This is a genomic window from Colwellia sp. RSH04, assembly GCF_003545765.1.
Lineage (GTDB): Bacteria > Pseudomonadota > Gammaproteobacteria > Enterobacterales > Alteromonadaceae > Colwellia.
In genome coordinates, this window is sequence record NZ_QXIO01000005.1 from 77,363 (window position 1) to 102,419 (window position 25,057).

At 37.4% G+C, this 25,057-nt stretch carries 25 protein-coding genes; all 25 read left to right on the forward strand.

The window, feature by feature from the left end:
* Positions 1-48 precede the first annotated feature (48 nt).
* Positions 49-843: a flagellar assembly protein FliH gene (fliH, locus tag D1094_RS09955; protein WP_118959959.1), complete on the forward strand. Its 795-nt coding sequence runs from the start codon at positions 49-51 to the stop codon at positions 841-843.
* A gap of 60 nt (positions 844-903) precedes the next feature.
* Positions 904-2,265, forward strand: a complete 1,362-nt coding sequence (gene fliI, locus D1094_RS09960; RefSeq protein ID WP_118959960.1) for a flagellar protein export ATPase FliI — start codon at positions 904-906, stop codon at positions 2,263-2,265.
* Between the two features lie 43 nt (positions 2,266-2,308).
* The gene (gene fliJ, locus D1094_RS09965; protein WP_118959961.1) at positions 2,309-2,752 is read left to right on the forward strand and encodes a flagellar export protein FliJ; all 444 of its coding nucleotides are present in this window, start codon (positions 2,309-2,311) and stop codon (positions 2,750-2,752) included.
* A gap of 203 nt (positions 2,753-2,955) precedes the next feature.
* The gene (locus D1094_RS09970) at positions 2,956-5,265 is read left to right on the forward strand and encodes a flagellar hook-length control protein FliK (RefSeq protein ID WP_118959962.1); all 2,310 of its coding nucleotides are present in this window, start codon (positions 2,956-2,958) and stop codon (positions 5,263-5,265) included.
* A gap of 111 nt (positions 5,266-5,376) precedes the next feature.
* Complete coding sequence (fliL, locus tag D1094_RS09975; protein ID WP_118959963.1) at positions 5,377-5,934, forward strand: flagellar basal body-associated protein FliL; 558 nt, start codon at positions 5,377-5,379, stop codon at positions 5,932-5,934.
* 60 nt (positions 5,935-5,994) lie between these two features.
* A complete protein-coding gene (gene fliM, locus D1094_RS09980; RefSeq protein ID WP_118959964.1) occupies positions 5,995-7,059 on the forward strand; it encodes a flagellar motor switch protein FliM in 1,065 nt (354 codons plus the stop codon).
* 51 nt (positions 7,060-7,110) lie between these two features.
* On the forward strand, positions 7,111-7,512 hold the full coding sequence (gene fliN, locus D1094_RS09985; protein WP_118959965.1) for a flagellar motor switch protein FliN: 402 nt from the start codon (positions 7,111-7,113) through the stop codon (positions 7,510-7,512).
* Positions 7,513-7,520: 8 nt separating this feature from the next.
* On the forward strand, positions 7,521-7,979 hold the full coding sequence (gene fliO, locus D1094_RS09990; protein WP_118959966.1) for a flagellar biosynthetic protein FliO: 459 nt from the start codon (positions 7,521-7,523) through the stop codon (positions 7,977-7,979).
* Between the two features lie 105 nt (positions 7,980-8,084).
* Positions 8,085-8,846, forward strand: a complete 762-nt coding sequence (gene fliP, locus D1094_RS09995) for a flagellar type III secretion system pore protein FliP (protein ID WP_118959967.1) — start codon at positions 8,085-8,087, stop codon at positions 8,844-8,846.
* A gap of 39 nt (positions 8,847-8,885) precedes the next feature.
* Positions 8,886-9,155, forward strand: coding sequence for a flagellar biosynthesis protein FliQ (gene fliQ / locus D1094_RS10000; RefSeq protein ID WP_118959968.1), 270 nt, complete (start codon positions 8,886-8,888; stop codon positions 9,153-9,155).
* Positions 9,155-9,937, forward strand: coding sequence for a flagellar biosynthetic protein FliR (gene fliR / locus D1094_RS10005; protein ID WP_118959969.1), 783 nt, complete (start codon positions 9,155-9,157; stop codon positions 9,935-9,937). The genes fliQ and fliR overlap by 1 nt, the downstream gene beginning before the upstream one ends.
* A gap of 9 nt (positions 9,938-9,946) precedes the next feature.
* The gene (flhB, locus tag D1094_RS10010; protein ID WP_118959970.1) at positions 9,947-11,077 is read left to right on the forward strand and encodes a flagellar biosynthesis protein FlhB; all 1,131 of its coding nucleotides are present in this window, start codon (positions 9,947-9,949) and stop codon (positions 11,075-11,077) included.
* Between the two features lie 95 nt (positions 11,078-11,172).
* Positions 11,173-13,275: a flagellar biosynthesis protein FlhA gene (gene flhA / locus D1094_RS10015; protein ID WP_118959971.1), complete on the forward strand. Its 2,103-nt coding sequence runs from the start codon at positions 11,173-11,175 to the stop codon at positions 13,273-13,275.
* 53 nt (positions 13,276-13,328) lie between these two features.
* Positions 13,329-14,846, forward strand: coding sequence for a flagellar biosynthesis protein FlhF (gene flhF, locus D1094_RS10020; RefSeq protein ID WP_118959972.1), 1,518 nt, complete (start codon positions 13,329-13,331; stop codon positions 14,844-14,846).
* A gap of 37 nt (positions 14,847-14,883) precedes the next feature.
* Positions 14,884-15,726: a MinD/ParA family protein gene (locus D1094_RS10025; protein ID WP_118959973.1), complete on the forward strand. Its 843-nt coding sequence runs from the start codon at positions 14,884-14,886 to the stop codon at positions 15,724-15,726.
* A gap of 30 nt (positions 15,727-15,756) precedes the next feature.
* Complete coding sequence (locus tag D1094_RS10030) at positions 15,757-16,476, forward strand: RNA polymerase sigma factor FliA (RefSeq protein ID WP_118959974.1); 720 nt, start codon at positions 15,757-15,759, stop codon at positions 16,474-16,476.
* Positions 16,477-16,532: 56 nt separating this feature from the next.
* Complete coding sequence (gene cheY / locus D1094_RS10035; protein WP_118959975.1) at positions 16,533-16,916, forward strand: chemotaxis response regulator CheY; 384 nt, start codon at positions 16,533-16,535, stop codon at positions 16,914-16,916.
* Between the two features lie 94 nt (positions 16,917-17,010).
* Positions 17,011-17,751 (forward strand): protein phosphatase CheZ, encoded by a 741-nt coding sequence (locus tag D1094_RS10040; RefSeq protein WP_118959976.1) that lies wholly within the window; start codon positions 17,011-17,013, stop codon positions 17,749-17,751.
* A 13-nt stretch (positions 17,752-17,764) separates the two neighbouring features.
* The gene (locus tag D1094_RS10045) at positions 17,765-19,927 is read left to right on the forward strand and encodes a chemotaxis protein CheA (RefSeq protein WP_118959977.1); all 2,163 of its coding nucleotides are present in this window, start codon (positions 17,765-17,767) and stop codon (positions 19,925-19,927) included.
* A gap of 51 nt (positions 19,928-19,978) precedes the next feature.
* On the forward strand, positions 19,979-21,115 hold the full coding sequence (locus tag D1094_RS10050) for a chemotaxis response regulator protein-glutamate methylesterase (protein WP_118959978.1): 1,137 nt from the start codon (positions 19,979-19,981) through the stop codon (positions 21,113-21,115).
* A complete protein-coding gene (locus D1094_RS10055; RefSeq protein ID WP_118959979.1) occupies positions 21,108-21,851 on the forward strand; it encodes a flagellar motor protein in 744 nt (247 codons plus the stop codon). The genes D1094_RS10050 and D1094_RS10055 overlap by 8 nt, the downstream gene beginning before the upstream one ends.
* Entirely contained in the window at positions 21,851-22,855 is a 1,005-nt protein-coding gene (locus D1094_RS10060) for a flagellar motor protein MotB (RefSeq protein WP_118959980.1), read from the forward strand. The genes D1094_RS10055 and D1094_RS10060 overlap by 1 nt, the downstream gene beginning before the upstream one ends.
* 9 nt (positions 22,856-22,864) lie before the next feature.
* Positions 22,865-23,653, forward strand: a complete 789-nt coding sequence (locus D1094_RS10065) for a ParA family protein (protein WP_118959981.1) — start codon at positions 22,865-22,867, stop codon at positions 23,651-23,653.
* The gene (locus D1094_RS10070) at positions 23,654-24,448 is read left to right on the forward strand and encodes a chemotaxis protein CheW (protein WP_182440150.1); all 795 of its coding nucleotides are present in this window, start codon (positions 23,654-23,656) and stop codon (positions 24,446-24,448) included.
* A 35-nt stretch (positions 24,449-24,483) separates the two neighbouring features.
* On the forward strand, positions 24,484-24,978 hold the full coding sequence (locus D1094_RS10075; protein WP_118959982.1) for a chemotaxis protein CheW: 495 nt from the start codon (positions 24,484-24,486) through the stop codon (positions 24,976-24,978).
* The last annotated feature ends 79 nt before the right edge of the window (positions 24,979-25,057 follow it).

Genomic DNA, 25,057 nt, shown 5'->3' on the forward strand with positions numbered 1-25,057 from the left:
TACCAAACGATAAATTAAAACTGAAACTGTGCTTAAAGGTAACAAAAGATGAGTGAATATGGCGGGCCTCCTGTTAAGATTATTAAAGCAAAACAGCAAGAAGATCTTGATGTGTGGAGTTTACCGGATGTTCAAGAAAAAAGTGCGCCTAAAGATGACAATAAAACCAATGCGTTTGGTAAGAAGAAGGGCTGGCGCTATGAGCCTCCCGAAGAAGAAGCACCAGAGCCTGAGCCTTTAACTGCACAAGAAATTGAAGAAATTCGTCAAGCTGCACATGATGAAGGCTTTAACCAAGGTAAGGAAGAAGGTTACAGTCAAGGATATGATGAAGGAAAACTGCAAGGGATAGAAGCAGGTAAAATTCAAGGGATAGAAGAAGGTAATGCACTTGGATTAGAACAAGGGAAAGAAGTTATTAATGAGCAGTCTAAGGTTTGGCAGCAATTAATTTCACAGCTGCATTCACCATTAAGCACCGTTGAAAAAAATGTAGAAGAGCAATTGTTAGCGCTTGTTGTTCAGCTAACCGAAGCGGTTGTTCTTCAAGAAGCAAAAACTAACCCTGATATTCTTACTGCGGCTATTTCTCAAGGGATTAAAAGTTTACCCAGCCAAGAAGCACAGACACAAATTTATTTAAATCCTGATGATATTAAACTTGTTGAAGAAGCGTTTGGTGAAACATATATTACTGAGCAAGGTTGGCGATTATTAGCGGCTCCACAATTTAGCCAAGGTAGTTGTCAAATCGAAAACAGTACTTCTAATATTGATCTTCAGATGAAATCTCGTTTAAAGCAAGTGTTGGAATCGTTCTTGCAGGATGCATTACATCAATAAATAGCGTCATAAACACCACAGTTATACGTTATAAACTCTTTTTCAAAGGTAATAACTGTCATGGTTGATAGTATTCGTCTCACTGAGCGATTAAAACAAAGTGAACAATTTGTTCACCCGTTCAAGCAACCAATAGCAGGACGACTCGTCAGGGTTGTAGGATTAACGCTTGAGGCTGTGGGGGTGAAAGCACCTGTAGGTAGTCAATGCCTTGTAGAAACTTCCCAAGGTGACTTACTTGCAGAAGTTGTTGGGTTTGCTCAAGACATAACTTTTTTAATGCCTGAAGAAAGTTTAAAAGGTGTACTGCCAGGTGCTAGAGTCCTTCCTGTTGGTACTAAGTTGCAATTACCTTTATCTATGTCACTACTGGGTAGGGTGATTGATGGTGTTGGCAAGCCAATTGATGGCCTAGGACCAATAGCACCAAATCACGAATATATTCATAACAGCAAACCAATTAATCCATTATCAAGAAGAGCGATAAAAGAGCCTCTTGATGTAGGCGTGCGTTCAATTAATAGTTTTATTACTGTTGGTCAAGGGCAACGTATGGGCTTGTTTGCTGGTTCTGGTGTTGGTAAAAGTGTACTCTTAGGTATGATGACCCGTGGTACAACGGCTGATGTCGTCGTGGTGGGTTTAGTCGGGGAACGTGGGCGAGAAGTTAAAGAGTTTATTGAAGAGATTCTAGGTGAAGAAGGACGTAAGCGATCTGTTGTGGTAGCCGCACCTGCCGATAACTCCCCTTTAATGCGCTTAAAAGGATGTGAAACGGCTGTCCAAATCAGTGAGTATTTTCGTGATCAAGGTTTAAATGTTTTATTGCTGCTTGATTCGTTAACTCGTTACGCTCAAGCACAGCGTGAAATTGCCTTAGCTGTTGGGGAGCCTCCAGCAACTAAGGGCTATCCACCGTCTGTATTTTCTAAGTTACCTCAACTTGTAGAGCGGGCGGGAAATGGAGGAGAAGGGCAAGGTTCAATTACGGCATTTTATACTGTACTAACCGAAGGCGATGACTTACAAGACCCTATTGCAGATGCTGCCAGAGCCATTTTAGATGGTCATATTGTTTTATCCAGAGAGCTTGCTGATGCAGGTCATTATCCTGCTGTAGACATAGAGGGTTCTATTTCACGGGTTATGCCGATGGTGACCAGTGAAGAGCATCAAGAGTTAGCAAGACAACTCAAACAAATTTACGCTTTATATCAAGAAAATAAGGATTTAATTGCAATTGGTGCATACACCAAGGGGAATGATCCAAGAATTGATCAGTCAATCAATGTTGTACCGGTAATTAATTTCTTTTTACAACAAAAAATTAATGAAGTTATTCCTTATGATCAAAGTCTAGAGCAACTTCAAGAAATTATTGCCGCTGCTCATGCGCACAACCAAAGTCAGGCTCAAAATTAAAATCAAGGTTAGTTTCTTTAAACGTTGATAAGAGAAAAATATCATGGCAAAAAACCAATTAGAGACCCTATTAAAATTTGAGAAAGATAAAGAGCGAGCATGTATTGAACAATTGCAGCAAGCAGAAAATGAATATCAACAAAATATATCTCGACTTCAAGGCGTCGCAGATTATCGCCTAGAATACATGAGACGATTAAGTCAAAGAGCTGAACAAGGTTTAGATAGCTCAACCTATAGTCATTACCATGCATTTATTATTAAATTAGATAATGCTTCAGAACAAGTAGAAATAGCCATGAGACAAGCACAAGCCCTTGTTGCACAATGTAAGGCCGTTTGGCTCAAACAGAGACAAAAAGTGCAAGCGGTAGAGTCGTTAAAAGATAAAAGAAATGAAAAGCTATTAAAGTTAGCGAATAAAAAGGAACAAGCGATGTTTGATGAAATTGCGACACAACAGTTTATTCGCCGAAAAATAGGTTAAGACAAAGATTTAGTTTTATGGCGCGAATTTTGCTTTTATTCATAACTAAGACATAACTAAGAAACTCTTTGAAATTAAATACAAAAATTTGCGGTGGTTTTATCAAGTTAAATTTAGGCAATATTAGTAAATGATTGTCGATAAACCTGGGAAATTATTTAATAAAGCGGTATTTTTTTCATCTATTTAAGGCTAGGGTAATTATGCAACAAGTAAGTGTTACATCTGTTTTATTATCACAAGATACTGATTTAAGTGGTAAAGATACTTCAGCACAAACGTCTTCCGATAAAGGAATGGCATTTTCTAGTTATGTTGAAAAACATATAGATAAAGAAGCTAATAAGCTAACCCCCAAAAAAACTGCCGCGCAAACTAATTTATCAGCATCTATATCAAAAGCGGCAAATAACGAACACTCTAAAACTGAGAGTGGCAATAATGATCATACTCAAGCCTTGACGAATAAAAAGAATGAGACAAGAGATACCAGTGACTCATTAACAGAAAAAGAGGCATTAATTAATCAGAATGATGAAAATAGTACCACTGAACAAGCCTCGACTGGAGATACTGTTGAACAGGTAAGCCCTGAAAACAGTGTAGAGCTAATAAAAGAAGACGAAGAGGCGAGTGACAATAGTCAAATCTTGACTGAATCAGAGCAATTTATTTCTTTATTGTATAATGCAGATAATACATTACAAAAAAGTGTGCAAGATGATTTTGAGACACTAGCGCAGCAAAGTAAAGCTACAAACCCTATTAGTATTGAGGGAGAAGACATTTTACAAGTAAAGCAAGGTGAATCAAAAGAACAAAGCGGTGATTCGAAAAAGCATAGCTTAAAAGAATTTGTTGATGGCATTAAAGATTTATCATCATCAGCGAAAATTACAAGGCAAACAACAGAAGAACAACAGCTCAGTGAAGAGAAACTGAGCCAAGTTAACAAAGATAATATGGCTGCTAACAACCAAGCGGCTGATGATATTAATTTACAGAAAAAACTCGAACAAACACCTTTAAACCCAATACTAAAAGATAGCGTTTTGCATCAAAAGCAAGCTGAAGCTGTAACAGATTATCTATCTAAAGAGTCTATTACTGATAAAGGTACAATAAATAAAAACGTTGCAACTCTTTTGCAACCTGATGTTAAGGTAAACAGCGAAACTAAAGGTGAACAGGTAAATAACTCCTCTGCAAAAATAGCGGATGAACGCTTGGCTCTGACACCTCAACAACTTGCAAGCCTTGAGAATGTAGAAGAAAGTGAATATAGCGGCTCAGCAAAATCACCAGAAGAGATCACCTTGGTCAAAGCGCAAGGAGTCAATTTATCATCAACGTCTACTCCAGCTGGGGCGGTTAATGGGAATACATTAGCGAAAGTAACTGATGAACGCTTGGTTTTCACACCTCAACAACTCGCAAGTATTGAGAATGTAGAAGAAGGTGAGTATAGCGGCTCAGCAAAATCACCAGAAGAGATCACCTTAGTCAAAGCGCAAGGCGTCAACTTATCATCAACGTCTACTCTTGCTGGGGCGGTTAATGGGAATTCATTAGCGAAAGTAACTGATGATCAACGTCAATTACCGGCTAATTTAGATAATCTATCTCCTCATGATGATAATGAGTTGAATCAGTTGCCAGCTAATGATTCAGTAAAAGTGACTCCAGCTTTTAAAGATAATCAAGCTCAAAGTGCATTGCTTAGTCAGAACAATCTCTCAAAATCAGTGAATAAACAAACTGTTCAACCAACCATAGTTGATGAAATAAACGATACAAGTAAACGTGATGTTTCTGTCGAAGAAACTTTAAACCAAATCGGTAATGAAGAGTTAACGTTAGAAAAAATTGCGCAGCCCTTTGATGGTAGCGCTAAAAATACAGTGAATAAAAGTGAAGTGACTCCAGTAACACTTTTTTCATTTAACCGTAATACAATGGCAGCAACGACAACTACTCAAGATAATTACAATAACTTTGTCGCACAACAAGCGAGTGAAGTGCTTAATCATAATGTGGTGTCAGATTCAGCGCACATTCAAAAGTCTTCTGTGCAGCTTCATCAAGAAACCATCTCGATTTTTAGAAAAGACTTTGCCGATGCGGTGAAAGACAAAGTAATGGTTGTTATTTCACAAAAACTGCAACAGTTTGATATTTCATTAGACCCACCTGAATTTGGTAATATGCAAGTGCGTGTTAACTTACAAGGTGAACAAGCAGCTGTGAATTTTATCGTTCAAAACCAGCAAGCAAAAGATGCCCTAGAGCAAAATATGCATAAGCTTAAGGATATGTTAGCGGAGCAAGGTGTCGATGTTGGCGGAGCTAACGTTGAGCAACAAAATCAACAAGAGAATGAAAGTGCACAAGGGGATAATAGTCAACATGACCAAACTGGGTTGTCAGCTGCAAATGCCGAAGACGCTGTTGAACATATTTTATCCTCAAAAGTGATTGAATCTTCATCAATGAGTGTTGATTATTACGCTTAATTACTTTTAAAGTGATTAACTAGCGTAAAAGCCATTGGCTAGATGACTTATCAAGGATATATTATCATTAATAAAGGCTTAGCAAAAAAAACGCATAGAAAAGGGTAAGTAATGGCTGAAGACAAAGAAAATAATAAAGACGGTGATTTAGAACTTGATAAATCTGGCGGCAAAAAGAAACTGATTATTATAATCGTTGCTGTTGTAGTACTTTTAGGGGGGGCAGCTGGCGGATACTTTTTCTTTATAGCAGGCTCCGATGCGCCTGCAACGCAAGAACAAGTTAGTGCTGAAGGCACAAAAGAAGGCACAGAGGTTCAAGCCAATCCTGATGCAGGACCACAAGTAGGTAGTGCTTTATATGTTCCGATGCCAAGACCTTTTCGGTTTAATGTCCCTGGTGCCGCACGAGACAGGTTTGTTGAGATTCGAGTGCAATTGTTAGTTCGTGGTGGAGATAATGAAGAAAATGCCAAAATGCATATTCCGCTAATTGAAAGCACTTTATTAGGCATCTTTTCACAAGCAAATGCTGATGATCTAGCAACAAGTGCCGGTAAGGTCACCTTAAAACAACAGTCTCTAGCAGCGGTACAAAAAGTAATGACAGATGTAGAAGGTAATAAAACTATTGAAAAAGTATTATTTACTGGCTTTGTCATGCAGTAATCATTGTAAGTTTTTAAAAAGTATAGTTAGTTGTTTAACAACAAATAAAGAGAAAAGCGTGTGAGTGATTTATTATCGCAAGACGAAATTGATGCGTTATTACATGGTGTTGATGACGTTGAAGAAGAAGAAATAGTTGAGGACGTTGTTGAACGAAACGACGGGACTTCTGATTATGACTTTTCTTCACAAGATCGTATTGTTCGTGGCCGAATGCCTACTTTGGAGATGGTTAACGAGCGCTTTGCCCGTCATATGCGTATTAGTTTATTTAATATGATGCGACGTACAGCTGAAGTCTCCATTAATGGTATCCAAATGATTAAGTTTGGTGAGTATATTCATACCTTATTCGTACCAACTAGTTTGAATATGGTCCGTTTTCGTCCATTAAAAGGTACTGCGTTAATTACCATGGAAGCGCGTTTAGTCTTTATTCTCGTTGATAACTTTTTTGGGGGAGATGGTCGATACCACGCTAAAATAGAAGGTCGTGAATTTACGCCCACCGAGCGTCGAATTATTCAAATGTTGTTAAAGCTTATCTTTGAAGATTATAAAGAAGCTTGGTCACCCGTTATGGATGTGTCATTTGAGTACTTGGACTCCGAAGTAAACCCGTCGATGGCTAATATTGTTAGCCCAACAGAAGTGGTTGTAATCAGCTCTTTTCATATTGAATTAGATGGCGGAGGCGGTGATTTTCATGTTGCTTTACCTTATTCGATGTTAGAGCCCATACGTGAGTTGCTTGATGCCGGTGTACAAAGTGATAAAGAAGATACCGATATGCGTTGGTCTAAAGCACTTCGAGATGAAATTATGGACGTGCCTGTTGCTATTAATACCAAATTTTTAGAAGTTGATATCCCGCTGAGTCAGATAATGGAGTTACAAGCGGGTGATATTATCCCTATTGAAATGCCTGAAAGTATTACCGTATTAATTGAAGACCTACCAACATTTAGAGCTAAATTAGGCCGCAGTCGTGATAATGTCGCGCTGAAAATAGAATCAAAAATTAAACGACCAGAGTCGGTTAAATCAGAACTAACGATATTAACTAAAGGCGGTAAACGCCTTGATAGTGATGCAGAACTTCATCTCTTAGAAGATGATTTATAAATTGAGTGTATTCGTTAGTAAGTAAAGCATTGTAAAATTGAGGCAAGTGGTATGAGTGAAAAAGATGATGATCTAAGTATGTGGGATGAAGCATTAGATGAGCAAGCAGAAGCAAGAGAGGCTTCTGAAAATGCCGAGCCTGTAGAATTAGAAGAACTAACAGAGGATGAGCCACCGATATCTGGAGAAGAGAAGCGAAAATTAGATGCTATTCTCGATATACCAGTAACGATTTCTATGGAAGTTGGCCGAAGCCATATCAGCATTAGAAATTTGTTGCAGCTTAACCAAGGCTCTGTTGTTGAGCTTGATCGTGTCGCAGGTGAATCTCTTGATGTATTAGTCAATGGTACGCTTATCGCACATGGTGAGGTAGTCGTTGTGAATGATAAATTTGGTATTCGTTTAACTGATGTTATTAGCCAAATTGAACGTATTAAAAAGCTGAAATAAGTGTGTTTATGTTGTTTTTAACCAAGTTAACGAAAAAGGCAGCTATTTTTTTTATGCTAAATGCATTTATCACTGCTAGCTATAGCGAAGAACTCACTAATGGAGCCTCACCAGAAGTGGGTAAGCATGTTATGGCTAACATGGACTCTGGCAGTATGATACTGTCATTGTTAATGGTGTTAGCCTTAATTGTTGCAAGTGCTCTTTTATTAAAAAAATTTAATGTTGTACAACAAAATTCAGGTCAACTGAAAGTTGTAGCGAGTTTAGCGTTAGGCACAAAAGAAAAATTAGTGGTTGTGCACATTGGTGAAAAACAATTAATACTTGGTGTTACGTCAAATCAAATTACTTTAATTGATAGTGGTGATGAGCAACTATTTATCAATGGAAATAACTCTGCTGACTTACCTGATAATATCGCAAAATTTTTCAAACAGAAAAGTAAAACGGGTGGTATAAATTAATAGTAATATATTTTAGGAAATATTTTTTGAAAAACAATTTGATTTCAACGTATTATAGTTAATGTTTATAAACAACCTCGTGTAATTACAGACAAAAGGGACCCTATGAAAAAGCTCGCATTAACACTCTTTGTATTGGTATGTGTTTTAGCATTTAGCTTTGGTGTGCATGCAGCAGAAGATTTGTCTTTATCTGCATTAACCTTGACCACCAACCCAGACGGTTCCCAAGAGTACTCAGTGACTCTGCAGATTTTAATTTTCATGACCGCGCTCAGCTTCATACCTGCGGCGATTATCATGATGACTTCTTTTACACGTATTGTTGTTGTTATGGCAATTTTACGGCAAGCTTTTGGTTTACAACAAACGCCTTCCAATCAGGTCATTATTGGCTTAACGCTGTTTTTAACCTTATTTATTATGACACCCGTTTATAATCAGGTGAATGAAACAGCCATTCAACCATATTTAGCTGATCAACTGACATCAGTTGAAGCAATAGACAGAGGTAAAATACCCCTTCGAGCCTTTATGCTTGAACAAACTCGCATAAAAGATTTAGATACGTTATCAGCAATGGCTGGTATTGAATCTGTTGATAAACCAACAGATTTACCTATGACGGTGATAATTCCTGCTTTTATTATTAGTGAATTAAAAACAGCCTTTCAAATTGGTTTTATATTATTTATTCCGTTTCTTATTATTGATTTAGTTGTAGCGAGTATTCTAATGGCAATGGGAATGATGATGTTATCTCCTATGATTGTATCGTTACCGTTTAAATTGATGCTATTCGTATTAGTCGATGGCTGGAATTTAGTGATAGGGACAATTGCCAGAAGTTATGGAATGGGCAGTTGATGACAGTGATTAAACTTACTCATAATATAGGGGATTTTTATGGGTCCTGAAGTATTTGTCGATATACTAAGTGATGCACTTCTATTAGTTATTGTCTTAGTAAGTGCTGTTATTGTGCCTAGCCTTTGTGTTGGACTCATTGTCGCCATTTTTCAAGCGGCAACCTCTATCAATGAACAAACTTTAAGCTTTTTACCTCGTTTGATAGTTACTTTGTTAGCAATAATTTTCGGTGGGCATTGGGGAGTTCAAAAACTGATGGACTACACGATTCGATTAGTTGAGAGCATTCCTAGTGTGGTAAGTTGATGGAATTCACTGAATCTATCATAAATCAATACCTTGCTGATTTTATTCTGCCTTTCACCCGCATTTCAGCGTTAGTCATGGCTATGATAGGGCTTGGTTCAAAAACATTACCAGGCCGTATTAAGCTTTTTTTAAGTGTCATGGTCACTATAGCCGTTATGCCTGCTATTCCACCCTCTAATGTAGGGGAGTTGTTATCTTTTAGTACTGTTATCGTAATTTTGCAGCAAATTGTGATAGGTACCATGCTTGGTTTTGTCACCATTATGGTTGTAAATACTTTTACAATGGCGGGACAAATTATTGCAATGCAATCGGGTTTAGGTTTTGCGTCACTTGTTGATCCCGCAAGTGGGATGAATGTTCCTGCAATTGGTCAGTTCTTTTTAATTTTGTCATCATTACTTTTTTGGGTAATGGATGGTCATTTAGCCTACTTACAATTTATTGTCGCAAGCTTTGATACTTTGCCAATCCCGACCGAGCATTTATCTAGTATAAAGTATCGCGAAATTGTTGAGTGGGGTAGTTGGATGTTTGCTACCGCGCTTTCTTTAGCCTTAGCTCCTTTAACAGCTATGTTACTAATAAACTTTTCTTTTGGCATTATGACAAGAGCAGCGCCTCAACTTAATATATTTGCGATAGGTTTCCCGATAACCATGACTGCCGGGTTAATTATTATGTGGTTAACCTTTGGTAATTTCTATACTCATTTTGAAATGCAATGGCAAAGAGCACTTGATTTTAGCTGTTATTTAATTGATTGCGCGGTTCAATAGGCAACTTATATGGCTGATGATGATAGCGGTGAAAAAACAGAAGACCCCACGGCGAAAAAACTCTCAGACGCCCGAGGTAAAGGACAAATACCACGCTCAAAAGACATGGGAACCTTATTTGTTTTAGTTGGTGCAGCCTGTGCTATGTTGCTTATGGGTAATTCCTTAGCCAGTGCGGTTGCAGCGATGATGAAACGAATGTTTAGTTTATCCCGACAAGAAGTCATGGACGTTAATGCACTTTTTAAGATTATTGACGATAGTGTTAGCCTTGTTATAACACCATTAGCGTGGATATTTTTTATTGTCGTTATAGCGGCTTTTGTTGGCAATGTACTATTAGGTGGGGTTAGCCTTTCATGGGAGGCGGCTGCCCCTAAAGCAAGCCGATTATCACCTATAGCTGGCTTCAAACGAATGCTTGGCGTGCAGGCTGCTGTTGAATTTATTAAGTCTTTATTAAAATTCTTTGTTGTTTTTATTTGTGCTTACTTGTTATTGAGCGGCTTGTTTGAAGAAATATTAGCGCTTAGTTTGGAAGCTATCCCCAATAATTTTGAACATGCTTCTAAGATGCTGTTGTGGATGTTTTTAGTCTTAGCACTCTCTGTAAGTATCATTGTTGTTATTGATGCCCCATATCAAGTTTGGAATCATAAACGGCAGTTAAAGATGACAAAGCAAGAAATAAAAGATGAGCATAAATCTACAGAGGGTAGTCCTGAAATAAAAGGGCGTATTAAACGTACACAATATGAGCTTTCTCAACGAAGAATGATGGCTGATGTGCCAAATTCTGATGTAGTCATTACAAACCCGACTCATTATTCTGTTGCATTACAGTATGATGTGAAAGTAGGTGGGGCACCTCTAGTTATAGCAAAAGGTGTTGATGAAATGGCAATTCATATTCGAACTATTGCTAAAGAGCATCAAATTGAGATCATCCCTGCGCCCGCTTTAGCAAGGTCTTTATACTACAGTGCAGAGGTAGGCGAAGATATACCAGAAGAACTATTTGCTGCCGTTGCGCAAGTATTAGCCTTTATTTTTCAATTAAATGAACACAAAAAAGGTCGGGCTAAAAAGCCAATTCCTATCGCAAGAAACTTACCTATTCCAGATGAATTTAAGTATTAGTTTATAAAAAGTGCATTGCATTATTTCAAAATGATTTTTTGGTACAAGTTTTGCTGTTTCAAGCATAGTGTCAAAAAAATAACATGAAGTAATCAATGCAACTAGCTGCTTATTTTAATCAATTCGATAAAAAGAAATTCAGCCATTTTACCGGGCTGGGTACACCATTATTAGTAATGGCCGCTCTTGGCATGGTGATTTTACCCATGTCCCCATGGCTTTTAGATATTCTCTTCTCTTTTAATATCGCACTATCTCTTGTGGTGTTGCTAATTACCGTATATACCCTTAAACCATTAGATTTTGGTTCCTTTCCTGCTGTTTTACTGGTTGCAACGATCTTACGCTTAGCGTTAAACGTCGCAAGTACTCGGGTTGTATTACTTGAAGGGCATGAAGGTACTGGAGCCGCAGGTAAAGTAATAGAAGCATTTGGGTCGGTAGTGATTGGTGGTAATTATGCTGTTGGTTTAGTGGTATTTCTTATTTTAATCATTATTAACTTTGTCGTTGTTACTAAAGGTGCGGGTCGAATTGCGGAAGTAACAGCTCGTTTTACCTTAGATGCTATGCCTGGTAAGCAAATGGCCATTGACGCAGATTTAAATGCAGGGTTTATCACGCAAGATCAAGCGCGTGACCGACGAATAGAAGTAACCAGCGAAGCTGATTTTTACGGTTCAATGGATGGTGCAAGTAAGTTTGTAAAAGGTGATGCCATTGCTGGCATTTTAATTCTTTTCATAAATATCGTTGGCGGTTTAGTGATTGGTATGGTGCAGCATGACCTGTCTTTCGATGAAGCGGTGCAAATTTATACGCTATTAACAATTGGTGATGGTCTGGTTGCACAAATTCCTGGTTTGTTATTATCTGTAGGAACGGCAATAGTTGTTACGCGTCAAAACACTTCACAAGACATGGGAGAGCAAGTTAGCTCTCAGCTTGGTCAAGAAAAATCACTTTATATCGCTGCGGGTGTTATGTTTGTGATGGGTGTTATTCCTGGTATGCCACATTTTGCATTCTTATTTTTTGCTGCGCTTATTGCGGGGAGTGCTTATTTCGGTACAAAACATAAAGCCAAAAAAGCAGTAGAGTTAAAGCAGATAGCTCATGAAGAAGAAGCAGAGAGTAAGCAAAAAGAAGATGAGGTGAAAGAGTTAGATTGGGATGATGTTAATCATGTTGATGTCATTGGTTTAGAAATAGGTTATCGATTAATTCCTTTAGTTGACAAAGCACAAGGTGGTGAACTGCTTAGTCGAATTAAGGGGGTTAGGAAGAAGTTGTCACAAGAGTTTGGCTTTCTGGTGCCTGCAGTACACATTCGAGATAATCTAGATTTAGATCCTAACAGTTATCAAATATCTTTAATGGGCGTTACGATTGGTACAGCTCAAATAAAGCATGATCAAGAATTAGCGATTAATCCAGGTCAAGTTTTTGGTCAGTTAGAAGGGACTATGACTAAAGATCCTGCATTTGGTTTAGACGCTGTGTGGATTAATCAGAACCAAAGAGAGCAAGCTCAAACATTAGGCTATACGGTTGTTGATGCAGCAACCGTATTGGCGACACATCTAAGTCAGATATTAACCAATAATGCTGCACAGTTATTAGGGCATGAAGAAGTGCAAAATTTACTTGATTTACTGGCTAAAAATTATCCTAAACTAGTTGAAGGTTTTATTCCTGATACTTTGACATTAGGTACGGTTGTTAAGGTGCTACAAAGCTTAATGAATGAAGGTGTCGCGGTAAGAGATATGCGCTCAATTGTGCAAACACTTGTAGAATATGGACCTAAAAGTCAAGACCCTGAAGTTTTAACGGCTGCCGTAAGGATTACGTTGCGTAAGTTTATTATTCAAGACCTTGTTGGCTCAGCGCATGAAATACCTGTCATTACTTTGGCGCCAGAGCTGGAACAGATGTTGCATCAGTCAATGCAAATGGCGGGAGATGATGGCGCAGGCATAGAGCCAGGTTTGGCAGAACGCTTGCAAAAATCGTTAACCGATGGTGCTCAACAGCAGGAAATGTCTGGAGACAGCCCTATTTTATTAACGTCTGGAATATTGCGTTCGGTACTATCTAAGTTTGTTAAATATACAATACCTAGTTTGCGCGTTATTTCATATCAAGAAGTTCCAGATGATAAACAAATTAGAATTGTCAGCGCTATTGGTCAATAAAAACTATTCTCGTTAAATAATTGCTGGGTTATCGAAGTATTAAGGGGTTGGATATGAAGATTAAACGTTTTGTTGCCAAAGATATGCGAACAGCATTAGCACAAATAAAAGTAGAGTTGGGTGCTGATGCGGTTATTATGTCAAATAAAAAAATACCTGAAGGTGTTGAACTGATGGCAGCGGTTGATTACAACCAAGCTCCAACAGAGGTTAAACCTCACGCTGAGAAAGTGACTCAAACAGAGCAAATGAATGAAGATGTTGTGCACTTAAGCAAGCAAACTCAACAAGAATCGACCACCAAACCACTTACAGAAAATAGTAATCAGCCAAAACCTCCAGTAGATAGCCTTTCTGCCTTACTAGGTAGACAAGTTCAGCAAGGGCAACCGAGTATAGGCAATATTGATAAAGTCGATATGCCAGAAGATGATATTGAGCAACAACTAAAAAGTTTTACGGAACGACTTAAACAGTCAACCCCTGAAGGAATTATTCCTGCGCCGTCTGAAAATTTATCAATTATGCATGATGCTAAAGAAATGATAGATGATAGCGATAGCATTACTTCTGTGGCTTCAATAAACAAAGAGGATTATCAACTAAGTCAGTCAGAGCATGACCTTACAAATGTTTCAGCGTCAGATTTCAATAAGATGCAGCAGGAAATGGCATCAATACGTGCAATTTTAGAGCATCAAGTCTCTGGATTGATGTGGCAAGACATGGCGCAAAAAAATCCTCAAAGAGCTGCTTTGCTGAATAAGCTACTTAACCTAGGTTTAAGTGAGCAAATAGCCGATCAAATTGCCGGTTATGTTCCTGAACAGTTGGGTGAACAAGTAGCTTGGGAACAAGCAAAACAACTCATTGCTAAACAAGTTAATACGACGCAAAATGATATAATCAAACGTGGTGGCGTTGTAGCGCTTGTTGGACCTACAGGTGTAGGTAAAACGACAACAATAGCTAAGTTAGCTGCTGGATTTGCACAAGTTCATGGTCATGAGCAAGTGGCTTTGATTTCTACCGATACTTTTCGAATTGCAGGTTTTGAGCAACTAGCAACCTACGGAAAGATTATTGGCTGTCAAGTCAAGCTGGCAAAAGATAGTCAAGAACTTGATGTTTTATTACAACAGTTTGCCAAGAAAAAGCTTATTTTAATTGATACTGCGGGAATGGGACAAAGAGATATGAGACTTGCAGAGCAGCTTTCTGCGCTTGTTTCAAATGCTCGTGTACGCATTAGAAATTATTTAGTGCTTGCAGCCAATACTCAGCAAGGTGTTATGCAAGAAAATGTTGACCGATTTAGAAAAGTACCACTTTCTGGTTGTATCTATACTAAACTTGATGAAAGCTTAAGTATTGGTGAAATAATTACCACTGCAGTACAAAATGGTTTACCTATTGGTTATCTTACTGATGGGCAAAGGGTTCCTGAAGATATTAAAGTTGCAAATGCTGAGAAATTAGTTACTCTTGCAGATAAGATGGCAACAAAGTCAGTAAGAACAAATTCAGTCCATATGCAGTCAATGCCTATTTCGAGGGCAGCTATGGTTTAAGCTTAATAAGCTAAGTGAAATAAAAAGTAGTATTTAAATGATCGATCAAGCGAGCGGCTTAAGAAAAATGCAAGAATTACAAAAAGTTAAAGTAATAGCTGTGTCAGGTGGCAAAGGCGGTGTTGGCAAAACCAATGTATCGTTAAATACGGCTATTGCCTTAGGCCAACAAGGTAAGCGAGTGTTAGTGTTAGATGCTGATTTAGGTTTAGCTAATGTTGATGTGATGCTTGGTTTAAGAGTTAAGCGTAATTTATCTCATGTGCTATCAGGTGAGTGTGAATTAGATGATATTATTATTGAAGGACCTGCTGGGATAAAAATAATACCAGCCACATCAGGCTCTCAATCTATGGTCGATTTAACACCTTCTGAACATGCAGGATTAATCAGAGCATTTAGTGAAATTCAAACCTCATTTGACGTATTGTTAGTTGATACTGCTGCGGGTATTTCTGACATGGTACTGAGCTTTACACGCGCCGCACAAGATGTTGTTCTTGTTGTTTGTGATGAGCCCACATCTATTACCGATTGCTATGCCTTAATGAAATTACTTAGCCGAGATCATGGCGTATTTAAATTTAAAGTTGTTGCAAATATGGTAAGGTCTGCCAATGAAGGGAAGCAACTGTTTGCAAAATTAACAAAAGTGACTGATAGGTTCCTAGATGTGGCTTTAGAGCTAGTCGCAGTTGTTCCGTTTGATGAAAACATTAGAAACTCTGTTAGAAAACAACAGGCCATTGTTGAAGCCTATCCTCAATCTCCAGCAGCTCAAGCATTTAAAGGCTTAGCAAAAAAAGTAAGTGACTGGCCAATACCTCAACAAGCTTCAGGGCATTTAGAGTTCTTTATAGAACAACTTATAACCCATTAAATTTGAACTTTTTAGTGAGAATTAGATTACGTGGTAAAAGCTATTACTTACAATAATAAAGTTGATAAGTCACAACTGCTAGAACAACATACTGTTTTAGTGAAAAGAATTGCTTACCATTTACTTGCTAGGTTACCAGCGAGTGTCTTAGTTGATGATCTTATCCAATCTGGCATGGTTGGCCTTTTTGAGGCAGCAAATAACTTTGATAATACTAAAGGTGCAAGCTTTGAAACGTTTGCTGGAATACGTATTCGTGGTGCTATGCTTGATGAGATTAGACGAGGAGACTGGACTCCGAGATCGGTTCATAAGAATAGTCGAATGGTCAGTGAAGCAATAAAACAGTTAGAGGCTAAACTAGGTCGAGATGTTTCTGATGTAGAAGTTGCTGAAAAACTTGATATTTCATTAAATGACTACCATCATATACTTAGTGAGGTGAGTACGGGTAAGATCTTAGGTATTGATGATCTAGGGGTTGATGAAGATACTATTAATTATAGTGATTCAATTAAAGTCGATGATCCATATCAAAACATTGAGCATACGGCCTTTAAAAAAGGTTTAACTGAATGTATTAAGTCTTTACCAGAGCGAGAAGCTTTAGTACTGTCACTATATTATGATGAAGAATTAAATTTACGTGAAATTGGACAAGTACTCGATGTCAGTGAGTCTCGAGTAAGTCAAATTCACAGTCAAGCGATGCATCGATTAAAAGCTCGTATGCAATCTTGGCAAAGTTGAGTAAACTATAATTACCGTTAATACTTATAATTTTGAATGTTTCGCCGGAGGGTGCCTTGGATAAAAATATGAAAGTGCTTGTTGTTGATGACTTTTCAACCATGAGACGTATAGTGAAAAATTTGTTGCGCGATTTGGGCTTTACCAACATTCAAGAAGCAGATGATGGCAGTACCGCATTACCAATGCTTCAAGGTGGCGATTTTGACTTTGTTGTTACTGATTGGAATATGCCCGGTATGCAAGGTATAGACTTATTGAAAGCAATACGTGCAGATGCAAGTTTAGCTCATATACCTGTGTTATTAATAACTGCAGAAGCTAAAAAAGAGCAAATAGTCATGGCAGCTCAAGCAGGTGTAAATGGTTATATTGTAAAACCTTTTACTGCAGCGACACTGAAAACCAAATTAGACAAAATTTTTGAACGATTAGGTTAATTTTGCGCTAATTAGTATTCATAGTGAGTTTTCTCGTATCCATAACTCTACGTGTCTACTAAAGTTAGTTTGCATAAGTTATTAAGGACTTTGCATGAGTATAGCTATGATGGGGCAAATCTCTTTAGAGCAAGCTAGATCATTGGTTGAATATTTAGAGACAGATCAGCAAGATAAAGCCGATCAGTTAATTGCTGAAATTCAAAATCCAATAAATTCTGAGCTTTTTGCTGAAATAGGAAAGCTAACAAGACAGCTTCATGACTCTTTGACGAACTTTCAACTTGATTCTCGGTTAAATGATTTAGCAACGGCTGATATTCCTGATGCTAAAGAACGTCTGAATTATGTTATTGATCGTACAGAGGAAGCAGCAAATAAAACGATGGATGCTGTTGAATCAATTTTTCCAGTTGTTGACGTTATTTCCGATCAAGTAAAAAAAGTTAATCCCTCATGGGATAAACTTATGAACAATAAATTAGAGCTTAACGAGTTCAAAACACTGTGTATAGATATAGATGCACTTTTAAAAATAACAAACCGTGAAACAGAACACATTCATACGTTAATGACAGATGTGTTAATGGCGCAAGACTTTCAAGATTTAACAGGACAAGTTATTCGAAAAGTTATTGATTTAGTTAGAGAAGTAGAAGATAGCTTAATTAATATGTTAACTGCCTTTGGTATAGCGTCAGAAGAACAAGTTAACAGTCAACCTAAAGTTGGGGATAACCTAGTTGAAGGGCCGATTGTAAATAAAGATAATCGTGATGATGTTGTAGAAGATCAAGATGATGTTGATGATCTTTTATCTAGTTTAGGTTTTTAGTGGGAGTTACTGCATGTCTTTTGAAGCAGATGAAGAAATTTTACAGGACTTTTTAGTAGAAGCGGGTGAAATATTAGAATCACTTTCAGAGGAGTTAGTTGAATTAGAAAATGATGTAGATAATGCTGATTTGCTTAATTCAATTTTTCGTGGCTTTCACACAGTCAAAGGCGGAGCAGGCTTTTTAAGCTTAACCGAGCTTGTTGATGTTTGTCATGGCGCTGAAAATATTTTTGATTTACTTCGTAATGGTCAAAGAAGTGTAACACCTGAATTGATGGATACTATTTTATCAGCTTTAGATACTGTCAATGATATGTTTGCTTTAGTGCAAAACAGAGAGCCTCTTGTCGCAGCTGATGCCGATTTGCTTGCTGAGTTACATCGACTAAGTACTCCTGATAGTGAAGAAAAAACGGATGAAGCACCCGTTGTTCAAGCGACTGTAGAACCCGTAATTGATAACTCAAGTAATGAAAGTCAAGATGGCAGTGTTGATGAAATGTCAGAAGACGAATTTGAAAAATTGCTTGATGAGTTACATGGCGCTGGAAGCGTACCGTCTGCAAATCAAGAATCTGCATCAGATGTTAAAAGTGATTCAAGTCAAACGGCAGTCGATTCAGGTAGTGATGAAATAACCGATGATGAGTTCGAATCTTTATTAGATGAATTACATGGTCAAGGTGCATTTTCGGCTGAAACTGCTGAGTCATCCTCCTCCCCAATAGCTAGCTCAAGTGATGAGATTGATGACGATGAATTTGAATCACTCTTAGATGAATTGCATGGCAAGGGAAATGCACCAAAACTCGTTGACTCGCCTAAACAAGAAGAAAGTAAACCAGAGGCAACATCACCGGTTAGCAAACCAACACCAGTGCCTACACCCAAAGCTAAGCCGACCCCTGTTAGCGCATCTAAAGCTTCAAAAGCTCCTGCGAAAGAACCTGCAAAAAAATCGCCTCAACAAGCAAGTTCTCAAGGTGAAACAACAGTTAGGGTTGATACTAAACGCCTAGATCAAATTATGAATATGGTTGGTGAACTAGTATTAGTTAGGAATAGATTAACTAGTCTTGGATTAACCTCAGACGACGAAGATCTTACTAAAGCGGTGTCAAACTTAGATGCCGTAACAACAGATTTACAAGGTGCTGTAATGCAAACGCGCATGCAGCCAATTAAGAAAGTATTTGGTCGTTTTCCAAGAGTTGTTAGAGATCTAGCACGCAGCCTCAAAAAAGATATTAAATTAGTACTTGAGGGCGAAGAAACTGATTTAGATAAAAACTTAGTTGAAGCGTTAGCTGATCCGTTAGTGCATTTAGTCAGAAATTCAGTTGATCATGGTGTAGAAGAACCAGATGTACGTGAATCTTTAGGAAAGCCACGAGAAGGAACCGTTGTTTTATCAGCATCTCAAGAAGGTGATCATATACTGTTAACTATCAAAGATGATGGTGCAGGTATGAATGCTGATAAGTTAAAAGATATCGCCATCGAACGTGGTGTTTTAGATCATGATGCGGCTGCACGAATGTCAGATAAAGAAGCGTTTAGCCTAATATTTGCACCTGGGTTTTCGACCAAAACAGAAATTTCTGAAGTTTCAGGTCGTGGTGTTGGTATGGATGTTGTTAAAACGAAAATCACCCAGTTAAACGGTACTGTCAGTATTGACTCTGAATTAGGGGTTGGTACTGTTTTAGAGATAAAGGTTCCTTTAACTTTAGCAATACTGCCTACTCTAATGGTTGTAGTTGGTGAACAAACCTTTGCTTTACCTCTTGCTGCGGTGAATGAAATTTTCCATTTAGATTTATCAAACACCAACAGTGTTGATGGGCAATTAACGATTATAGTAAGAGAAAAAGCTATCCCTCTGTTTTATTTAGATCAATGGCTAGTACGTAACTTTGTTGATAAATCACGTGTCAAAGGACATGTAGTTATTGTTCAATTAGGGAATCAGCAAGTGGCTTTTGTTGTTGATAGATTGATTGGCCAAGAAGAGGTGGTAATAAAACCTTTAGATAGATTATTACATGGTACACCTGGAATGGCTGGTGCAACAATAACCAGTGATGGAGGAATTGCTTTAATTTTAGATATTCCGAATATGCTGAAATTTTATGCTAAGAAATCACCAGTAAATAAAAAGCTTCGCTCTTAACTTTTTATAATGCTAACAGCCAATTTTGCTAATTTTATGTAGAGAATTTAAATGCCATATAAGGTACTTGTTGTTGATGATTCCAGTTTTTTTCGACGGAGAGTAACTGATATTATAAACAAAGATCCAAATTTAACAGTTATTGATGTTGCCGTTAATGGGCAAGAAGCTGTAGATAAAGCAATGTCTTTGAAACCTGATGTCATTACAATGGATATTGAAATGCCTGTTTTAAATGGCATTGACGCTGTAAAAAAAATAATGGCTCAAACCCCAACACCAATTCTAATGTTTTCGTCATTAACGCATCAAGGCGCGAAAGCAACATTAGAGGCACTTGATGCCGGTGCATTAGACTTCTTACCAAAAAAATTTAGTGATATTGCAAAGGATAGTGACGAAGCAGGAAACTTGTTAAGACAAAGAGTTGTTGAAATTGCAAGAAAACGGAGCTCAATTCGTCCTAAACAGCATTCTAACTTTTCTAACACCAACACACCTAAAGTAGAAGCCCCAAAACAAAATTCAAACTTAACGCGACAAGTTGATAAAGTAGCGATAAGTGACAATGGTAGTAGAATAAATACTGCAAAGAAAAGTTCTGGTAAAGAATACAAACTACTTGCTATAGGTACATCAACAGGTGGCCCTGTAGCACTTCAGCAAATATTAACGCAATTTGATAAAAACTTTCCATTACCTATTATTTTAGTTCAACATATGCCAGCAGCATTTACAGCTGCGTTTGCAAAAAGGCTAGACAGCTTATGTAACATATCAGTGAAAGAGGCGAGTGATGGAGATTTATTAAAGCCAGGCTGTGCGTACTTGGCTCCAGGTGGGCGGCAAATGCTTTTATCTGGGACAGAATCTTCTGCAAAAATAAAAATTATTGATGATAATTCTGCAAAGATCACATTTAGGCCCAGTGTGGATATTAGTTTTGCTTCTGCTGCAAAGGTATTCTCAGGGAAAGTACTAGCTGCCATTTTAACAGGAATGGGATCTGATGGGAGAGATGGCGCAAAAATGTTAAAAGCCCGTGGCGCTACTATCTGGTCTCAAAATGAAGAGTCATGTGTTGTATATGGTATGCCTCAAGCCATTGATAAAGCGGGTATCTCTTCTTTATCTTTGCCATTGAGTGATATGTCTAGCTCAATGAGCAAGGAAGTCGGTTGTGGATAAACTCAGTATTGCAGGGCTATTATTAGCAATTATTGCTATTTATTTTGGTTTTGCTTTAGATGGCGGTGCAATCGCTACTTTATTTGAGTTACCAGCATTTATTATTGTATTCGGTGGTACTTTAGGTGCTGTAATGCTGCAATCATCTTTAAATCAGTTTCAACATGCTCTCTCTTTATTAAAGTGGGTTATTATTCCACCTCGATATGATATTGATGAAGGTATTTTGAATTTAGTCTCTTGGTCTGAAAAAGCACGTGAATCCGGGTATTTATCACTTGAAGATATTGCTCTTGATATTGAAGAGCCTTTTACACACAAAGGCTTAAATTTACTTGTTGATGGTGTAGAGTTAGAGGATTTTCGCATTTCACTTGAACTCGATTTAGAACTGTATCGTGAGCACAATTTACGCTCTGCAAATGTTTTTGAATCTATGGGTGGGTACAGTCCAACAATCGGAATTTTAGGTGCTGTTTTAGGTTTGGTTCATGCAATGTCAAATTTAAGTGAACCAGACTTGTTGGGGCAGGGAATAGCTACTGCATTTATCGCTACAATTTATGGGGTAGGGTTTGCTAATTTAATATACTTACCTGTGGCGAATAAATTAAGAGCTATTATCCATCAGCAGACAATGTACAGAGAAATGATTTGTGAAGGTTTAGTTTCGATTGCAAATGGTGAAAATCCGCATGCAATTGAAAATAAGTTATCAGCGTTTAGGTTGCTATAATGAATCGTCTTAGACGAAGACGCCATTCTTTAGAACATGATAATGTTCATCGCTGGCTAATTTCATATGCTGATTATATGACATTATTGTTTGCTTTATTTGTGGTTTTATATGCCATGGCTATGGTCAATGAGAAACCGTTTGAAAGTATAACTGAATCTATAGGCAGGGTTTTTCAAGCTGATGATATATTAACAAAAAATGTTGGTCATGGTGATGATTTACTGATGGTTAACAGTCTTCAAACCAAAAAACGTTTATACGGTAATAATATTCTTGATGTGGCAGGGCCTGAATTAGTTTCAGGTGAACAAGATTTGTCTAATATCTCTGATACGGTTAATGGTTCAAATCTTGATTCATTAGAAGAAGAGTTAAGTACTGCTTTATATGATATTGTTGAGTCTGGTTATGCTCAATTACAGGTTGATGGTGATTGGCTAGAAATAGAATTAAATAGTGGGCTTCTTTTCCCAAGTGGCTCGTCTTCGCCTACAAATTCAGCACAAGCAATTATAGGCGTAATTAACGATGTGATTGGAAACGTAAGTAACTTTGTTAGAGTACGAGGCTACACGGATAACCAACCAATAAATAATGAAGTATATTCATCAAATTGGGAGCTGTCTGTTCATCGCGCAACGGCTATTTTACGTTTATTTGAAGCACTCGAACTAGATCCAGCAAGAATGGCAATTGAAGGCTACGGACAATACTACCCAAGTGCAGATAATACTACTGCACAAGGACGAGCTAGAAATCGAAAAGTTGTCGTCGCTATATCTAAATATGGATTAGAAAAGTCAAACTTGCTTGTTGCTCCTACTATTAGTTTGAATGAGGTTGAAAATATTAAACAGAATAATCAACCAGAAAGTGATAATTCTATTAAAGTAATACGTTTAGATAATGGCGGTATCAGAATTACCACAAGAAATGATGATGAAAAAAATAATCAAAACAATAATACAAATATAAAACAACAAGATAATAATGATAATTAGGATGTACTCTTGATAATTTGGACAGTTGCAAATCAAAAAGGTGGTGTTGGAAAAACAACAACCACTATTGCCTTGGCTGGTTTATTAGCTGAACGAGGTCATCGTGTATTGCTAGTAGATACAGATCCTCATGCCTCATTAAGTTATTATTTTGGTATTGAATCTGAGGATTTAGACTTAAGTGTTTATGATTTATTCGTACAAGTTTCTTCAAAAGAGCAGATATTACAAAGCTTATGCCCTTCTAAATATCCGAACATAGATATATTGCCGGCTACGATGGGCTTGGCAACTTTAGACCGGTCTTTAGGTACTAAAGGCGGAATGGGATTAGTATTAAAAAAAGCAATTCAAAAACTAGCTAACGATTATGATTATGTATTGATGGATTGTCCTCCTGTGTTAGGGGTGTTAATGGTTAACGCTTTGGCTGCTGCAGATAGAATTGTTGTGCCAGTACAAACCGAGTTTCTTGCTTTGAAAGGTTTAGATCGTATGATAAAAACGATGGAAATAATGCAAGGAGAACAAGATGAACCATTTAAATTTACTATCGTACCAACTATGTTTGATAAGCGAACAAAAGCCTCAATTTTAGCGTATAAAAAATTACAAGAAGTCTATACTAATAAAGTGTGGCCTGGTGTAGTCCCAATTGATACAAACTTTAGAAATGCGAGTGTTGCCCAGCAAGTGCCATCAGATTATGCAGCAAACTCTAGAGGGACATTTGCTTATAAAAGTTTACTGGATTATTTAATGAGTCAAATGAAAAACGAACATGAGGTTTGCAGTTAAATGGCTAAATCGTTATCTGCTAGTAAAAAGGTCATGAAGAACTATTTGTCAGAATTATTGACAGAAGCTGACCTGCCTGTAAATCAAGATGTTCAAACAACTAAACAACATGTCCAACCGACGATATCGGTTGGACAGCCTGAAAAAATTAAAGATAAATCATTAGAGAAACTGCTTAATACTGTTAAACCATCTATAGAGGAAGTTATTACCAAAGAGCCTACTGTTCAGTCTGAAAAGAAAGAGACAGTTAAAGCACAGCCTATAGATACCATTAAGCCAGTTACAACACAGAAAAGCCTCGCTCAAAAGCAAGAAAGTAAAGCAAAAGAGAAGAGCTACAGGGAAGGGAATTTTCAAGCAATGTTTTTTGATGTTGCAGGGTTAATGATTGCTGTTCCTTTAATTGAATTAGGTGGAATACATAAAGTTCATAAAACAAATAGTTTAATGGGCAAACCTGATTGGTTTAAAGGCGTAATGCTTCACCGTGATGAGAAAATTAATGTTGTCGATACTGCCTTGTGGGTAATGCCTGAAAAATGTGATGATAAACTTATTAATTCACTAAACTATCAATATGTTATAATGTTAAATAAAAGTCATTGGGGCTTAATGGCTGAGCACTTAGTCGATACAGTTACTCTGAATCAAGATGAAGTGAAATGGTTAGACTCTTCGAGCAAAAGACCATGGTTGGCAGGGTTAGTCAAAGAAAAAATGTGTGCATTATTAGATGTAGATGCATTAATAAAATTATTAAATGATGGCAGTGGCATCCATCAAAATAAATAAACGTAGTGATTTTGATTATATAAGAGGCAAATGTTATGTCTGATGAAAGACGAATTTCCAGTGATAATGTCGATATGAACGATGAAGTATTGCAATGGGTTACTTTTAAATTAGAAAATGAAACATACGGTATTAATGTAATGCAGGTTCAAGAAGTATTACGTTATAGTGAAATAGCACCTGTTCCAGGGGCTCCTTTATATGTTCTTGGTATAATTAATTTACGTGGTAATGTTGTCACTGTGATTGATACGAGATCACGCTTTGGATTAGAGCCTTGTGATGTAACTGATAATACTAGGGTTGTTGTTATTGAGTCTGAAAAGCAAGTTATTGGTATCTTAGTTGATAGTGTTGCCGAAGTTGTTTATTTAAAAGCTTCTGAAATAGATATAGCTCCAAACGTTGGAAATGAAGAAAGCGCGCAATTTATACAAGGTGTATCAAATAGAGATGGTGAATTGCTTATACTTGTTGATCTTGACAAATTACTTTCTGATGATGAATGGGACGAATTAAAACAGTTTTAATTGTCACTACATTTTGCCTACAGCTAATGGCTTTAATATAATTAAAGCCATTAAGCACCTTTTAAATGAGTTCCAATAT

Excerpts from the sequence above, each read along its gene's own strand:
- fliH (WP_118959959.1), top strand. The coding sequence starts at position 49 with ATGAGTGAATATGGCGGGCCTCCTGTTAAGATTATTAAAGCAAAACAG.
- fliI (WP_118959960.1), top strand. The coding sequence starts at position 904 with ATGGTTGATAGTATTCGTCTCACTGAGCGATTAAAACAAAGTGAACAA.
- fliJ (WP_118959961.1), top strand. The coding sequence starts at position 2,309 with ATGGCAAAAAACCAATTAGAGACCCTATTAAAATTTGAGAAAGATAAA.
- D1094_RS09970 (WP_118959962.1), top strand. The coding sequence starts at position 2,956 with ATGCAACAAGTAAGTGTTACATCTGTTTTATTATCACAAGATACTGAT.
- fliL (WP_118959963.1), top strand. The coding sequence starts at position 5,377 with ATGGCTGAAGACAAAGAAAATAATAAAGACGGTGATTTAGAACTTGAT.
- fliN (WP_118959965.1), top strand. The coding sequence starts at position 7,111 with ATGAGTGAAAAAGATGATGATCTAAGTATGTGGGATGAAGCATTAGAT.
- fliO (WP_118959966.1), top strand. The coding sequence starts at position 7,521 with ATGTTGTTTTTAACCAAGTTAACGAAAAAGGCAGCTATTTTTTTTATG.
- fliP (WP_118959967.1), top strand. The coding sequence starts at position 8,085 with ATGAAAAAGCTCGCATTAACACTCTTTGTATTGGTATGTGTTTTAGCA.
- fliQ (WP_118959968.1), top strand. The coding sequence starts at position 8,886 with ATGGGTCCTGAAGTATTTGTCGATATACTAAGTGATGCACTTCTATTA.
- fliR (WP_118959969.1), top strand. The coding sequence starts at position 9,155 with ATGGAATTCACTGAATCTATCATAAATCAATACCTTGCTGATTTTATT.
- flhB (WP_118959970.1), top strand. The coding sequence starts at position 9,947 with ATGGCTGATGATGATAGCGGTGAAAAAACAGAAGACCCCACGGCGAAA.
- flhA (WP_118959971.1), top strand. The coding sequence starts at position 11,173 with ATGCAACTAGCTGCTTATTTTAATCAATTCGATAAAAAGAAATTCAGC.
- flhF (WP_118959972.1), top strand. The coding sequence starts at position 13,329 with ATGAAGATTAAACGTTTTGTTGCCAAAGATATGCGAACAGCATTAGCA.
- D1094_RS10025 (WP_118959973.1), top strand. The coding sequence starts at position 14,884 with ATGATCGATCAAGCGAGCGGCTTAAGAAAAATGCAAGAATTACAAAAA.
- D1094_RS10040 (WP_118959976.1), top strand. The coding sequence starts at position 17,011 with ATGAGTATAGCTATGATGGGGCAAATCTCTTTAGAGCAAGCTAGATCA.
- D1094_RS10045 (WP_118959977.1), top strand. The coding sequence starts at position 17,765 with ATGTCTTTTGAAGCAGATGAAGAAATTTTACAGGACTTTTTAGTAGAA.
- D1094_RS10050 (WP_118959978.1), top strand. The coding sequence starts at position 19,979 with ATGCCATATAAGGTACTTGTTGTTGATGATTCCAGTTTTTTTCGACGG.
- D1094_RS10060 (WP_118959980.1), top strand. The coding sequence starts at position 21,851 with ATGAATCGTCTTAGACGAAGACGCCATTCTTTAGAACATGATAATGTT.
- D1094_RS10070 (WP_182440150.1), top strand. The coding sequence starts at position 23,654 with ATGGCTAAATCGTTATCTGCTAGTAAAAAGGTCATGAAGAACTATTTG.
- D1094_RS10075 (WP_118959982.1), top strand. The coding sequence starts at position 24,484 with ATGTCTGATGAAAGACGAATTTCCAGTGATAATGTCGATATGAACGAT.